The sequence below is a fragment of the Bifidobacterium porcinum genome, assembly GCF_055378475.1.
The window spans coordinates 1,508,964-1,523,255 of the sequence record NZ_AP029603.1; the positions used below are offsets into that span (position 1 = coordinate 1,508,964).

Sequence of the window (14,292 nt, forward strand, 5' to 3'; positions counted from 1 at the left end):
TTTTCCGTATATGTTCGCTGGTGCCCGCCGTCAACCCATGCTGACGATGACGCCGTTCGGGGCGATGGTCGCCGTTCCGTCGCCATGGTCTTCGGCGAGAGATGCGACGATGGTACGCCCTTCGATATCCACTGCGACCGGATGGTGCGTACGGTTGAACTGGAACGTGAACCGCGGCGCCTCATGTTCGCCGTCGCCGCGCCCCTCACGCACCACGCGCAGAATGTCGCCGGAACCTTGCCATGCCGGTACGCTCACGTCCATGGCCTCGAACATGGACGGCAGGCTTGCGGCAAGCCCGTCAGCGCCCAATCGGCAACCGACGTAGGCGGCACGCCCCTCACCATATGTGTTGACCGTGATGGCGGGGACACCGTTCATACCGGTCCACGAATCGGCTTGGTAGGTGGCAAGTATACGCGCGGAATCCGCGGTCGAGGTGATGACTTCCGCGATGTCGTGTGCCACGGTGCCATTGCTCAGGTCGAGGTGATCAAGCACGCCATCGTCATCACCCATCGGGGCGAATTCCTCGGAACGCACGCCGACAACATCGCGGATGGCCCCCGGATAGCCGCCAAGCCACACGTGGTCGCGTTCGTCGCTGATACCAGTGTAGTAGGTGGCGAACAGCTTGCCGCCTGCCGCGACATAATCACGCACGCGCCGCGCATCGTTTTCGCCCAGCAGGTACACGCTCGGCAGAACGACCATCTCGTAGCGATCCCAATCGCCCGCCAGCGGCACCACATCGGCGGTCAGTCCGCAATCGGCCAACGCGGTGAACCAGTCGAGCGGTTCCGTCCAATGCCGTACCTGCTGGGTGGGTGTCGCCGTATGCTCGGTGGCCCATTCACTCGCGTAATCGTAGACGACGGCAATCCGTGCCTGGCTCAGTGTGGTGCCGGGCAATCCCGCCTGCGAGAGCGTGTCCAGGTCATTGCCGAGCGCGCAGACGTCACGATAGACCTGGCTGTTCCGTCCCGCGTGAGGCACCATGCCGCTGTGGAATTTCTCAGCTCCCGCTTGGGATTGACGCCACTGGAAGAAGCAGATGGCGTCCGCGCCCATGGCCAGATGCGCCATCGCGTCACGTTCCAACTGCCCGGGTTCCTTGCGGTAATTGATGCCACGCCAGTTGACGGCGCTGGTGGAATGTTCCATGAGGAACCACGGCTGTTTGCGGCTGATGCCGTCAACCAGCGAGGACGAGTAGGCCAGCTCGTCAAGATGCCGGCTTCCGGCGGTGAAATAGTGGTCGTTGGACACGAAATCGACTTCATGGCCCCAATCGTCATAATCGAGGGCGTTCCCCGGTGCGCTGACCATGAAGTTTGTGGTCAAGGGGATATTCGGGGTAATTTCGGCGAGCGCGTCACGCTCCGCCTTGAAGAAATCCTTGAGCGCGTCGGAGCAGAACCGCTTGAAATCAAGCAGTTTGCCCGGGTTCATGAAATTGCCTTCCCCGATGTACCGCGGCGGGATGATCTGAGAGAAATCGGTCATGCGCTGAGACCAGAAGTAGGTGCCCCACGCGTCGTTGACCGCTTCGATATCCCCATAGCGCTCTTTGCACCAGCGCTGGAAGGCGCGCATGGCGTCATCCGAATAGTCGAAACGGTTATGGCAGCCGTACTCGTTGCTCACATGCCAAGCCACGACGGCCGGGTTGTCCCGGTAATGCTGTGCCATGGCACGGCACAGCCGCAAGGCGTACTCGCGGAAAATCGGGCTGGTGGGACGCCAATGCTGTCTGGCTCCCGGCCAGCAGGCGTCGCCGCGCTCGTCCTTCCACAGCACTTCCGGATGCTTCTGCGTCAGCCACAGCGGCGGGCTGGCGGTCGCGGATGCAAGATCGACGGCGATGCCGGCATGGTACAGCTTGTCGATGATCCGGTCGAGCCACCCGAAATCGTAGACGCCTTCCTCGGGTTCTATCGCACTCCATGCGAAAATACCAAGGGACACGATATTGACCCCGGCCTGGTTCATGAGTTCGATATCCTCATCCCAGACGGATTCCGGCCATTGTTCGGGATTGTAGTCTCCGCCGTACCCGATACGCCGGGCCGCATTGTCCAGCGGTCTTGGCCAACGGTGTGTTCTACGTGCTGTCATGGCGCTCCAACTGTATATGTTCGGTTACCGATGTTTACCATACCATCGACGGTTGTGTTTTTCCTGACGGCGCTTCCCCGGCGCCGTCCGGATGCGCTCGACACCGGCACAGGCACAGTTCAGCGGGCGTATCGCACCACCGATCCGCGTTCGATCAGCTCGCCGGGAATCACGGTTTTCACGTTCACTGGCACGTTCTCACCTTCGCACTGCTTGCGGATCATGGTGAACGCCTCATGCCCGATGGTGTCGAAGCGCATGCGCATGGTCGTCAGGTCGAGTTGGGGGACGATACCTCTGAGCGAATCATCCACACCGACGATGCTGACATCCTCGGGCACGCGACGGCCGCCATCCTTCAAACCCAGGATCGCGCCATACGCCATCTGGTCGTTCGCCGCGTACACGGCTGTGCATTCGGGGTCATGGGCCAGCTCGAATCCGGCACGATACCCGCTGTCCGCCCCCCAGTCACCAATCAGGGCTTGCGGTACGGCGATGCCATGGCGATCAAGTTGGTCGCTCCACCCTTGCAGTCTGCTGCGCGCCGCACGCGACTGCATCGGCCCGGCGATATGATGCACGGTGCTGTGCCCTTGTTCCAACAGATAATCGACAATGCTCGTGGAGCACCCATACTGGTCGGCGTCCACCGTGGGGCAGTTCGTAGATGCCCCCTCGCACACGAGCACGACCGGCATCTCTTTCGGCGGAACGAAGGAATCAAAATCAGGGACATCCTGCTGCAGCACGACGATGATGCCGTCAACCGGCAGCTGTGCCATGCGCTCGACCGCAGCCTGCAGCGAACGTTCCTTGCCGACGCCCATCGTGCGTACGGTGACCGCGTACCCCTCATCCACCGCAGCCGCGACGATGCCGTCAAGAATGCGGGAATCGCCGTAATCATACAGGCTGAACACCACGACGCCGATATCGTTGAACCGGCCATATTTGAGCGCACGTGCGGCATAGTTGGGACGATAGCCGAGCTTGTCCATCGCTTCCTCGACGCGCACTCGGGTTTCGTCACGCACACTTTTGCTCCCGTTGGTGACGCGGGAGACCGTTTGGGGCGAAACGCCGGCTTCCCTTGCAACATCCTGCATAGAGACAGTCAGGTTCCGGTTCATTGTTCGCCCCTTGATAGCTGTTGATACGGTGCCAAGTATAGGCGATGCCCGTACGTCGGATACCCACTGCGTCTCACCTATGCCGAGGCGGTCAAGCGCCTGAAAAACCGGCCTTTCTTGCGGTGCTTGAACTTAACTGCTTCAGTTGCGATTAGCCGATTCGCGGCCGTACACCATCCGCCGGTGTGATATCTACAACATTCCAAGACCATTCGGCCGTATTCATCACCATTGCAACGGAACCGACGACACGAACGCCATATCCCGTCCGCTGACCGGATCAGTGAACTCGAGCCGGCGCGCGACCAGCTGCAAGGGCGTACTGAAATCATCCGGCCCATAAGGTTTGAGCGTCGGATAGAACGGGTCGCCCATGATCGGCAGGCCGATTGAGCTCATGTGGACGCGCAGCTGGTGGGTTTTGCCGGTCACGGGGTGTAAAACGTACCGGCGGGTGCCGGCGGGCAGCGCCGTGGCGTCTGGAGTGTCGTCGGTCATGCCGCAAGCGTCGGGCAGGTCGATGACGGTCTGTGCATTCGGCTCCCCCGGTATTTCGTAGGCTTGCAAACGGCCACGATCCTTGACGATATGCGAGCATCGCTTGAGGGGAAACACAGCCGGGGCTTGCAACCGTGTGACCGTACCGGTCCGCGGACGCGCGATCGGCGCCGCCGGAGCGAGACATTCGTAGGTCTTGCGCACCTCATGGTTCTGGAACAGCATCTGGTAGGCGCCCCGGCATGCCGGATCCCGCACGAACACCACGATGCCGGCAGTCAACCGATCCAGCCGATGCGCCGGCGTGATGTGCGGCTCCGCGTAGTGCTCACGCAGTCTGATCAGCGCCGACTGCCGATACCACATGCCGCGAGGCGTGGTCGGCACGAAATGCGGCTTGTCGATGACGATGATCCGCTCGTCCTCGTACAACACCACACAGTGAAACGGGATGTCAGGCTCGTCGGTCACCCAGCGGTGCCGCTTGGCGACCGGCTCTTGCCACCTGCGCGACGCTTGCATCCGAGCGTCACGCGGCGAGGTGTCGCAGACCTCAGACAGCGAGGCGGCGTGCCCGGAACGCAGCAACGCCGCATCAGGCACGCCGTCAGTGTGAGCCACAGGCATGCGCGGTATCACTCGACAGTCACGGATTTGGCGAGATTACGCGGCTTGTCAACGTCATAGCCCTTGAGCTGCGCCATATCCATGGCGAACAGCTGCAACGGCACCACGTCCACCAGCGGGCTGAGCAGCGTGGGGCATACCGGTCGCCAGAAGACGACATCCGCATACTGTTCGACATCCGGGTCACCCAATTCGGCGACCGCAATAGTGAACGCGCCACGCGCCTTGACTTCCTCGATGCCGGAAATCACCTTGTTGTGCAAAATGTTGCGCCCGCGCGCCGACGGCACGATCACAACGACCGGCTCACCCGCATCCACCAGCGCGATCGGGCCATGCTTGAGCTCGCCCGCGGCGAAGCCCTCGGTGAAGGTGTAGGCGATTTCCTTGAGTTTCAGCGCGCCTTCCAGAGCGACCGGATAACCCACATGACGGCCGAGGAACAGGAAGGAATGTGCATTGACCATCTGCTTGGCGGCCTGCTCGACATTGCCCGCCTGGTTGTCCAGCACCCACTGGATCTTCTGCGGCATATCCTTGAGTTGCTCGAGGATGTGCCTGATCTCGTCGCGGTACATCGTGCCCTTCACTTGCGCCAGATACAGGCCCAGCAGGTAGGCGGCGACGATCTGCGCGACGAAGGCCTTGGTTGAGGCGACCGCGATTTCCGGGCCCGCGTGCGTGTACAGCACAGCGTCGGATTCGCGCGGGATGCTGGCACCCTGCGTGTTGCAGATCGCCAGTACGCGCGACCCCTGTTCGCGGGCGTGGCGCAAGGCCATCAGCGTGTCCATTGTCTCGCCGGACTGCGAAATCGCGACGACCAGCGTACGCGGGGTCAGAATCGGGTCGCGGTAGCGGAATTCGTGCGCAAGCTCCACCTCGACCGGGATGCGCACCCAATGCTCGATCGCGTATTTGGCGACCATGCCCGCATAGCTTGCCGTGCCGCACGCCACGACGATGATCTTGTCGACCTGGCGGAACACGTCCAGCCCGATATGCACTTCGTCGAGCACGATATCGCCCTGGTCGTCAAAGCGGCCGAGCAGCGTATTGGCCACGGCCTCCGGGTCCTCGTGAATCTCCTTGTCCATGAACGAGGGCCAGCCACCCTTTTCCGCCGCGGAAGCGTCCCAATCGACGGTGAAACGCTTGGAATCCTTCACCGGGTTGCCGTTGAAATCGGTGACGATCACCTGGTCGCCGCTGATGCACACGGCCTGGTCCTGCCCGATTTCCATGGCCTGCTTGGTGTAGGCGACGAACGCGGCGACATCCGAGCCGAGGAAGTTCTCCCCCTTGCCTAGGCCCACCACGAGCGGGGAATCATGCCGTGCACCGACGACGATATCCGGCTGGCGGCAGTCCACGGCGAGGATGGTGAACGCGCCGGTCAGCATGCGGGCCACGCGCCGCAACGCTTCAAACAGGTCGGGTTTGCCGGTTTCCTCGATGATGGTGTTGGCAACCTTGCCGAGCAGTTTCGCCGCGACTTCGGTATCAGTGCCGGAGGAGAACACGTACCCTTCGGATTGCAGATCCATTTTCAGCTGTGATGCGTTTTCGATGATGCCATTGTGGATGATGGCGATTTTCCCGTCCGCGCTCACATGCGGATGCGCGTTGGTGTCGCTGGGCTCGCCGTTCGTGGCCCACCGCGTATGTCCGATGCCGACCGTTGCGTCCGGAAGAGGCGAACGCTTGAGGTCGGCTTTGAGATTGTCCAGGCGACCTGCCTTCTTGCGAACGGCTACGAGATTCATGCCAGGTGCGGCAAGTGCGACGCCCGCGGAATCATATCCACGGTATTCCAGCCTGCCCAGGCCTTGCATGCATACTTCCAATGGTTTGCCGCATGCGGTCATGCCGCCTGCATATCCTACGATTCCGCACATAGCACACCAGTGTATCGGACGATTATGTCAAGCGCCGATGGCGAAAGTCACTTTCACATAACCGGCCAATCGGCGCTTGGAATGCACATCACGAATTCGTTTGGCACGCTTCGTACAGTTTCGCCTTCGCGGCATCATACCCTGGGGCGGATTCGTCGAAATACTTGCCGAATACGTCCTTGTCCTTGTTCTCGTCGCTGACGATCGCCTTGTAATCATCCACCGTCATGGATTGTTCGGCGAGCCCGTTTTTCTTCAGGCATTGGAGCAACGGTACCGCTGGATCCTCGTTCTTGGGATTGCTTTTCATGCTGTCGTGCAGAATGCTCATGCTGGTGAAATCATTGTCCTCGTCGCATTGGGCGACAGCGGAATCGCCATCGCTTTGGCTCATTCCGGCGGGATACGTGGTTTGCATGCCGCCTTGCGAGTCAAAAGTGACATCGACGCCTTGCTGTTTCGCGCAATCGCTGAAATGCTCGCTGAGTTCGTTGAACTCTTCGTCGGTGATTTTGCTGTCCTTCAGTATCTTCTTGGTCAGGGACTGGTGTGCATCATCGTAGGTGCGTTTGATTTGTTGCGCGTAGTATCCGGTGAAGACGGTGCCGTCCTTCGCAGTGGCGCTACTCGATGCACTTGTCGCGGTGCCAGTGGACGGAGCGGTATGTCCTCCGCCCGCACAGCCCGAAAGCAATGTTGCACAGCACGCCATGGTGCATACCATGACTGTCACAGCGGTGTGACGGTTCCCCCTATTGTTGGTCTTTTTCATGATTTCACTTCTCGGAGTGGTGATTCTTTCGTTTCGCAGAGTCGGAAGGTGGGCTTGTGCCGCGAGTCCCGTAGCGCAAGCCCGCCTTCGCGGTTATTTATCATTTGGATTGATCGTTATCATCGGGATGTTCATGGACGTATACGTAGTGGGACAGATCGTTGATCTTATACCCGTCGTAACGTTCCATGCATTGCTTCGCAATCTTGTTCATCCTCTTCGCATTCGCACCATGGTATGGAGTCGGTGTCGTCGTGCCTTCCTCCCAAATGAAGGTGATGAAATCATCTTCGCTTTGAGCTTGGGCATCTACGCAACCCTCGACTTTGAATTCCAAAGCATTGATGTCCTTCTCGCTGATCTTGCCATCCTCTATGAGTCCCCGGGCAAAACCGGTCTGAAGGCTGTTGTACGTGTCTGCGAATTTTCGAGCGTATGGACCTTTGAACACATGTCCATTCTCGGCCTTCGCAGTGCTTTGCGATGGGGCTGGGGTCGCGTTCTGATGTCCCGAGCCGCAGGCGATGCACAAGAGGCATGCCACGATGACGCCGAAAATCAAAAACACATTTCGAATACGAGCAACGGTATGAGTCAACATCCCGGACCAATCACTCATACGCATACCAATGCCCTTGCATCATTGTCATCATTCTCATCGTTGAAAACCCTTTTCTACCTTGTGCCTCTTAGGCGACGCCTCGTTGACGTCACGATTGCATTGTTTCGCACTTCATCGCACGATGCAAATCCTTGTCGTGAAAAACACTACAAATCCCAGCTTCCGGTCATCGATTCTTAAAATATCTGAACAGGTCACGTTCGCGAGTGACCAGCATCGCAAGCGTGACACCGGCCAACACACCCGCAAGGGCCGCCGCTGGAACTCTGGAAAGAATACCAACAAGCGTCGGTGAGGCAATGATGATCCCCGTATCCATATGGGTAATCGCCCAGATCGTCAATGGCAGCGTCACCAGTATCGCCGAACAGCACCAGACCAACGCCTCGAGCAGCATCTGCAGCCAGAGCGCGGTCTTGGGTTCGCCGCAATGCATGGCGGATGCAAGTTCGAGCCGCCTGACACGGACAACGGCGAATCCGATGAAGAACGCAATGACCAGCATCACGAGTGGAGCCAGTGCACTCTGTCTCTCCCGGAACGCCTTGACGGCATCCAACTTCGAGCCTTGCGTCGCATTCAATTGGCTGATCGTTGGTTGCTGCGAAGCATCCGAAGGCCATGAGGATACCGTGGATTGCAACAATGCCTGCAGGGCATCCGGAACCGGCCAGGTCTTCACCACGCACTGGTCGAAATCGTTTGCATCAACCGGAACCTGGCTGAGCGCCACATATTGGTAATTGGATGACCTACCGTCGTCCGGATACTGGAATACGCCGGCGATCCGTACACTGCCACCGGCATGCAATGCGAGTTTGCTTCCGGCGGAAGCGTTCACAGACTGCGCTGCCTGGGAGGAGAGCCAGATGCCATCGTAATCCCTGGTAGACAACGTAACAGTGCCGGAACGGGTCGAAGAAGCAAAGACATCTAGCGCCCCGGTCGTGGCATCGAGCGAAGGAATACTCGCAGATGGCAAGACGGCGGAAGCGACCTTGTCATTCTTCGAGCGGAGCGCACCCGAGGCAAGCACTCCGTCCATGCTGGAGAGCCGCTCGCATGCCTCGCCACTGATTCTGCCTTTGAATTCGATGACGTACGTCGACGCGCCCGATGCGATATACCGGTCAACCTGCTGCGCTATTGACCGAATGCTGAACAGGTCGGCAGCAGACAACCCGCCGACCAACGCGGCGAGAATCAACATAAGCATGAACGCATGCGAGGTTCCGGACACGATATCCCGCCATGCTTCGTCCACGACACCACGCAGACGCATACGCCCTGTCGCAGCCGTATCCCGGTCAATGGCAGGCGCAACGGTATCTTGTTCCCGGCTCACTGGTAGTCCCTCAAATCGATGATGTCCGTGCACGCGTCGCGGGTGCGCGGATCATGTGTGGCGACCACGACAATCGCCCCTGATATCGACAACCCGTGCAAGGTTCGGTTCACGCTCGCCGCAGTCGCCAAATCAAGTTGTGCTGTCGGCTCATCCACAAGAAGCAGTCCCGCGTGGGAGGCGACCGCGCGCGCAAGCATCAGCCGCTGAGCCTCGCCACCGGACAGGTCACGGAACTGTTTGGCGGCAAGATGGTCAAGCCCGAACACGCGTAACAGTGACAAAGCGTGCTCTTCGGCTTCGTTCCTGCGTTCCCCGCGAGAAATATAGGGCAGTGCCACATGGTCGATGACCTTCCTACGCGCTACTCCATGAGGATTCTGCAATACCCAGCACACCCGACCGCATGAGACGCGTATGACCTTGCCCTGCGCTGGCTGCTGCCAGCCTGCGACAATGGACAATAGCGTGGATTTGCCCGAGCCGGAAGGACCGACCAGCGCATAAACGCGCCGGGGATACAGCGTCATGGTGATATGCCTGAACAGCCAGTCGTCCCCGTCGAAGCTGTGCCCGACATCGTCGAGCTTGACATGGGCAGACTGCTCATCACCGGAATTGTCCTGAACTGTACTGGTTCCCGCCAATCCTGCAACCGCGGGTCGTATGGACTCGAGCCGGTCTTGCCCGCTCATCGGCACGCCTTGCCTGTGCTGGCGGGAACATCGACGGAAGTCAGGGATGCGCCGGATTGCACGCTGACCATCGATTTGCCAAGCTGGGAGGCGACCACATGGACGGCGACCGGCTTGCCGCGCGAAACCACGCATGCCGAATCCGCAGAGACATCGTACATCGCCGCCGGCGGCACCGAGACCACGTTCAGCGCTTTGGCGAGCTTCCAGCGATATGTAACGTTGATGGTGTTCGGAGCGGTGTCTTGTCCCGTGTCGCTTTGGGCCCCTCCGGTATCGGAAGCCTGCCCGGAGGCTGTCGGCTGTTGGGCGGCACGGTATTCGTTGCTCGCACCGATGGCTGAGAGCAGGGAGGCGTCAGTGCTGTCTGCTGTCTGATCAGTGATGGTGAACGTCGTCCCGTTGACTTCCATGACCCGATCGCCTTGCAGCATCGAGGAATCATTGCGCCGGAACGTCGCACGGACCGGTTGGCTGGTAGTCGTCAGCACATCGGCTCCCTGCTCGACGTGCCCGCCATATCGGGCCTGGCACTCCTTGACAGTCACCTGCTGTTGGGGCAACCATGCAAACAACGACGTATCGATGCTCCACTGGCGCTCCTGCGTGGTACCCTGCGTCCCGGCGGTTGTGGCAAGCGCATTGAAGGCTTTCACCGTATTCCACGTCATCACGTCCGAATCCGGGGCCGCATATCCGAGCCGTCTGAGTTCCGCATTGAGCGCCGCGATATCACCGCCCTTCATGCCGCTGGTCATCGTCCGATACGGTGGAGTCCTGAGATACAGGGCGAGTTGGGGTTGTCCGTCAATGGCAATGAACGCGGAGCCTGATTCAATATTGTTTCCGGCCGCGCACTGTCTCAACTCCGTAACCACTCCCCCAACCGGAGCGGCTACGGAACCGGATTCACTGCGTTCCACCGTGACGGTGACGGAACGCTCGTCATCATATAGTTCCGATTGCACGGCAAGTGTGCCCACGCGCGTAGTCGACTCGAACGCGGCGGGTTCGGGCTCACGGGTGAGCAGAAACCCGCCGCACACGCCGGCCGCCAGCATGACGAGCGCGAGCAGGACAGTCACGGAGACGGACACAGTGTTGCGGCCAACGTTCCGGTTTGTACCGGTTTTATAGTGATGCAGCCGCATTCTGTGCTCCTTCGTGCAGAATCGAAACGTTGTCATTATCGGTGGGGAGGAATCCGCAGGCAAATCCTTGTCGTGCAAATACCTACACGATTGCGCTACCGGCATCCTTGACGACTCGGGCGCTTGACGGCACAGCCATGCCGTTTTCGTTGGGTTGCCGCCGAATACGGCATTCAGCACGCCCGGAAACCACGATTGCGCGTCTCACATATTGGCGCCGTTTTTGGAATACTTCGCGGAGCAACTTCCGCTCCGGCCATCGTTTGACGCCGATCCGGCTGTGCCGTCACAGCGCTATGCTGAAGTACGAATCCCTATCCGAACAAGCATGGAGCCAGGCACCACCATGAGCCAACAGCAGACACCATCCGCGACCGGCAGCGACCAGGCGGACACCGTGCAGGTCGTGCTCGTCGACAACGACATCCTGGCCTTGAACATGCTGCGTGAGATCATGTCCGGATGGCCCCGCGTCGCCATAGCCTGGACCGAGCATAACGGTTCGGACGCCTTCGACCACTTCCGGCAATGCGAATCCGGCATCCGCGACTTGCCGAACCTGTTCATCACCGATATCTCGATGCGCGGCCTGTCGGGCATCGATATGAGCCGGGCCATCCGCTACACCAACGGCACGATGCCGATACTCGGCATCACTTCATACGAGCCGACCCAGTTCTACCATGATGCCGCAGATGCCGGCATGCAGGCGGTTATCGGCAAGAACGAGCTGTCCCAACTGAAAACCGTCATCATGGAAGTCGCCGACACCGGCGCTCTCGCCGTCAGGCCACCGTTCGAAACACCGCAGCAGGCGCATCTGCGCATTCACGAGGAAGGGCTGCCATACATTCTTTCACTGAGCCAGCAGGAGAAGCAGGTACTCACCATGTGTTCACACGGGTACAGCAACGCCGATATCGCGCAGGTACTCGACGTCAGCCCGTCGACCATCAACACGTATATCACACGCGCATCGCACAAAATGGGCGTATCCAACAAACGGGAGGCGGTAGCATTATGGACGAAAACCATCGGACTGTAATCAGCAACACCATCTCAACCATCATTCCGCAGCGATTGCGCCACCATAAATTGCACGTCGCCCTATGCCTGGTGACCACGATACTCATGATTGCGGTACTGGCATTCTTCCCCGCGAAGACCCCCGTACAATGGATGGCTTGTGTTATCGCCTGCTGCTGTCCGCTCGGCATCGCCCTCGCGCCGGTGCCGATGTCCGTCATCTCATTCGCCGTGGTACTGCTGCTGATGTTCACTCCCGGAATATCACTCTCGGATGCCGGTTCGATCATTCATATGCTTACGCCACTGGCCATAGGCACGCTCGCGTATTCAACACCCACCCGATGGTCGATCTGGAGTCTTGTCGCTTCAATCATCACCCTGCTGTTGGCCTTCGACTTCCGCCACGCGCTGCCACAAGGAGAAGCGCTTTCCTTATTCGTATTTCTCGTGCTGTATATCGTCACCTACGCAAGTTGCGCATCCATCCGCACCATCGCCATCGACGATCGGCAACGGCACCGCGATGCCGAGCTGGAACTGCTGCAAACACAGCAGGCGCATCAGCAGGAAGTCACCAGATTCGCTCAGATGACGCATGATGCGGTCACCGCGAATCTGTCGAGTATCTTCTTGCTCGCCCAGCAGCACCTTGATGCAACGGACACAACCGGCAGCACGGTTGCCACGCAGGAAGAAGACTGGCGGACCGTCCGGCGGCTCAGCGAAAGTGCCCTTGTCAGCATCCGTTCGGTCATCCGGACCATGAATACCTTGAATGAACGCCCCCAAGACGACCAGGACAACGGGTCGTACGACCTTCCGCTGCCGTCGCGCGTCGGCATCGCGATCGAACAGGGGCGGCACCTACTGGCCCCGCATCATATGCATGTCGACGTGCATATGTCGGGGCAGATATCGTCACCCGTCAGCGCACAGTCCAGCGACGAGGCGATCACCCTGATCGGAGAGATTTTCGCGAATCTGCTGAGGCACGCATCCTCGGACAGTGCACCCATGCTCACCATCACCTACGATGACGACAACATGTCACTGATGCAGACAAACGCGCTGACACCCAAGAAGACGCCCAAGCGCGGCACAGGCCGACAGTCGCCAACGATTGCACAGCCTGCGGCTTGCCATGATGGCGCTCTGCCACAATCCCAGAGCGGACTGGCGCTTCACCGCGGCATCATCGAATCGCTTGGCGGCGAGCTGCGTTTCAACAGCGAGGATAACACGTGGACGCTCTACGCGCGCATCCCTTTGCACCCCGAGGTTCAGGCGGGGTAACGCTACTGCGCCTGAACGCTCAAGGCCGTCATGTCAGGCAATGCACCATGGCAACCACTTGGGGCAGGTGCCCAACAGGATGCTGATACTTGCGGGAGCCGGCGTCGCAAGCGCATCATCATACCGGGCACCGGTGCTCCCGGTGGACAGTCCGCAAACACCGATGGCGATTGCAAGATACACCGCCAATGCGGTACGACCACGATGAACCATTCGTTTCATCTGTTTCTCCTTTCATCATCATCCATGTCACAGCACGTGCTGCAGGAAGTCCTTGAAACGCGGCTCACTCGGATGGTCGATGATGTCGGGACCGCCATGCTCAACCACCACACCGCCGTCCATGAACACCACCTGGTCGGCGACTTCGCGGGCGAATCCGATTTCATGGGTGACCACGATCATGGTCATGCCCTCGTCGGCAAGCTGACGCATGACGCTCAGCACCTCGCCTACCAATTCGGGGTCAAGCGCGGATGTCGGCTCGTCGAACAGCATGATCTCGGGCTTCATCGCGAGCGCTCGTGCGATGGCGACACGCTGCTGCTGGCCACCGGACAACTGAGACGGGTAATAGTCAAGCCGCTGCCCAAGCCCCACACGCTGCAATTCAGCAACCGCTAGCTCACGCGCTTCACTCTTGCCCAGATGCTTCACATGGACGGGCGCTTCCATGACATTCTCCAGCGCCGTCATATGCGGGAACAGGTTGAACCGCTGGAAGACCATACCCAGTTTGGACCGCTGGGCGGCGATTTCCTTGTCGTTCAACGTCTGGAGCACTTCCTGGCCTTTGTGTTCGACCTTCTTGAAGCCGATCATTTCGCCATCCACACGGATTTCGCCGCCGGTCAAGGTTTCCAGCTGGTTGATCAGTCGCAGGAACGTAGACTTGCCGGAACCGGACGGTCCGAGAATCACGGTGACCGTGCCCGGCATGACCGTCATGTCGATGCCCTTGAGCACGTGGAGGCGCCCGAAGGCTTTGTGCACTCCAATCGCCTCGACTGCCGGCGTGGCGGCGTGTGCATGCAGCTCGTCTCGCTGGCTTGAGGAGGCATCCTGCGTCCGGAACGCGGTATCAGTTGCTGTTTGGTCGCTCATATTCTTC

Annotated in this window: 13 protein-coding genes; 2 read left to right on the plus strand and 11 right to left on the minus strand. The window is 59.6% G+C overall.

The window, feature by feature from the left end; genetic code table 11:
• Nucleotides 1–30: 30 nt before the first annotated feature.
• The 9 genes from ACZ41G_RS05955 to ACZ41G_RS05995 form a co-directional block, all read right to left on the minus strand.
• Complete coding sequence (locus ACZ41G_RS05955; RefSeq protein WP_464144918.1) at nucleotides 31–2,118, minus strand: beta-galactosidase; 2,088 nt, start codon at nucleotides 2,116–2,118, stop codon at nucleotides 31–33.
• Between the two features lie 119 nt (nucleotides 2,119–2,237).
• Nucleotides 2,238–3,251: a LacI family DNA-binding transcriptional regulator gene (locus ACZ41G_RS05960; protein WP_464144919.1), complete on the minus strand. Its 1,014-nt coding sequence runs from the start codon at nucleotides 3,249–3,251 to the stop codon at nucleotides 2,238–2,240.
• 225 nt (nucleotides 3,252–3,476) lie between these two features.
• Nucleotides 3,477–4,271 carry a pseudouridine synthase gene (locus ACZ41G_RS05965; protein ID WP_464146243.1) on the minus strand — a complete coding sequence of 265 codons (795 nt, stop codon included), beginning with the start codon at nucleotides 4,269–4,271 and terminating at the stop codon, nucleotides 3,477–3,479.
• A gap of 113 nt (nucleotides 4,272–4,384) precedes the next feature.
• On the minus strand, nucleotides 4,385–6,274 hold the full coding sequence (gene glmS, locus ACZ41G_RS05970; protein ID WP_464144921.1) for a glutamine--fructose-6-phosphate transaminase (isomerizing): 1,890 nt from the start codon (nucleotides 6,272–6,274) through the stop codon (nucleotides 4,385–4,387).
• Nucleotides 6,275–6,362: 88 nt separating this feature from the next.
• Entirely contained in the window at nucleotides 6,363–6,986 is a 624-nt protein-coding gene (locus ACZ41G_RS05975; protein WP_015450777.1) for a hypothetical protein, read from the minus strand.
• Between the two features lie 160 nt (nucleotides 6,987–7,146).
• Nucleotides 7,147–7,665, minus strand: a complete 519-nt coding sequence (locus ACZ41G_RS05980; protein ID WP_238552114.1) for a hypothetical protein — start codon at nucleotides 7,663–7,665, stop codon at nucleotides 7,147–7,149.
• 169 nt (nucleotides 7,666–7,834) lie between these two features.
• Nucleotides 7,835–9,013 carry a hypothetical protein gene (locus tag ACZ41G_RS05985; protein WP_464144923.1) on the minus strand — a complete coding sequence of 393 codons (1,179 nt, stop codon included), beginning with the start codon at nucleotides 9,011–9,013 and terminating at the stop codon, nucleotides 7,835–7,837.
• Complete coding sequence (locus ACZ41G_RS05990; protein ID WP_026502264.1) at nucleotides 9,010–9,708, minus strand: ATP-binding cassette domain-containing protein; 699 nt, start codon at nucleotides 9,706–9,708, stop codon at nucleotides 9,010–9,012. Before ACZ41G_RS05990 ends, ACZ41G_RS05985 begins: the two co-directional genes overlap by 4 nt.
• Entirely contained in the window at nucleotides 9,705–10,859 is a 1,155-nt protein-coding gene (locus ACZ41G_RS05995) for a hypothetical protein (RefSeq protein WP_464144925.1), read from the minus strand. Before ACZ41G_RS05995 ends, ACZ41G_RS05990 begins: the two co-directional genes overlap by 4 nt.
• 346 nt (nucleotides 10,860–11,205) lie before the next feature.
• Between ACZ41G_RS05995 and ACZ41G_RS06000 the strand changes: the two genes are divergently transcribed.
• Both ACZ41G_RS06000 and ACZ41G_RS06005 read left to right on the plus strand, forming a co-directional pair.
• Nucleotides 11,206–11,904, plus strand: coding sequence for a response regulator transcription factor (locus tag ACZ41G_RS06000; RefSeq protein WP_464144926.1), 699 nt, complete (start codon nucleotides 11,206–11,208; stop codon nucleotides 11,902–11,904).
• Nucleotides 11,880–13,181, plus strand: coding sequence for a sensor histidine kinase (locus ACZ41G_RS06005; protein ID WP_464144928.1), 1,302 nt, complete (start codon nucleotides 11,880–11,882; stop codon nucleotides 13,179–13,181). Before ACZ41G_RS06000 ends, ACZ41G_RS06005 begins: the two co-directional genes overlap by 25 nt.
• 33 nt (nucleotides 13,182–13,214) lie before the next feature.
• Here the strand turns inward: ACZ41G_RS06005 and ACZ41G_RS06010 are convergent, their stop codons facing one another.
• Nucleotides 13,215–13,403, minus strand: a complete 189-nt coding sequence (locus ACZ41G_RS06010) for a hypothetical protein (RefSeq protein ID WP_464144929.1) — start codon at nucleotides 13,401–13,403, stop codon at nucleotides 13,215–13,217.
• A gap of 27 nt (nucleotides 13,404–13,430) precedes the next feature.
• Nucleotides 13,431–14,285: an amino acid ABC transporter ATP-binding protein gene (locus ACZ41G_RS06015; protein ID WP_464144931.1), complete on the minus strand. Its 855-nt coding sequence runs from the start codon at nucleotides 14,283–14,285 to the stop codon at nucleotides 13,431–13,433.
• Nucleotides 14,286–14,292: the final 7 nt, after the last annotated feature.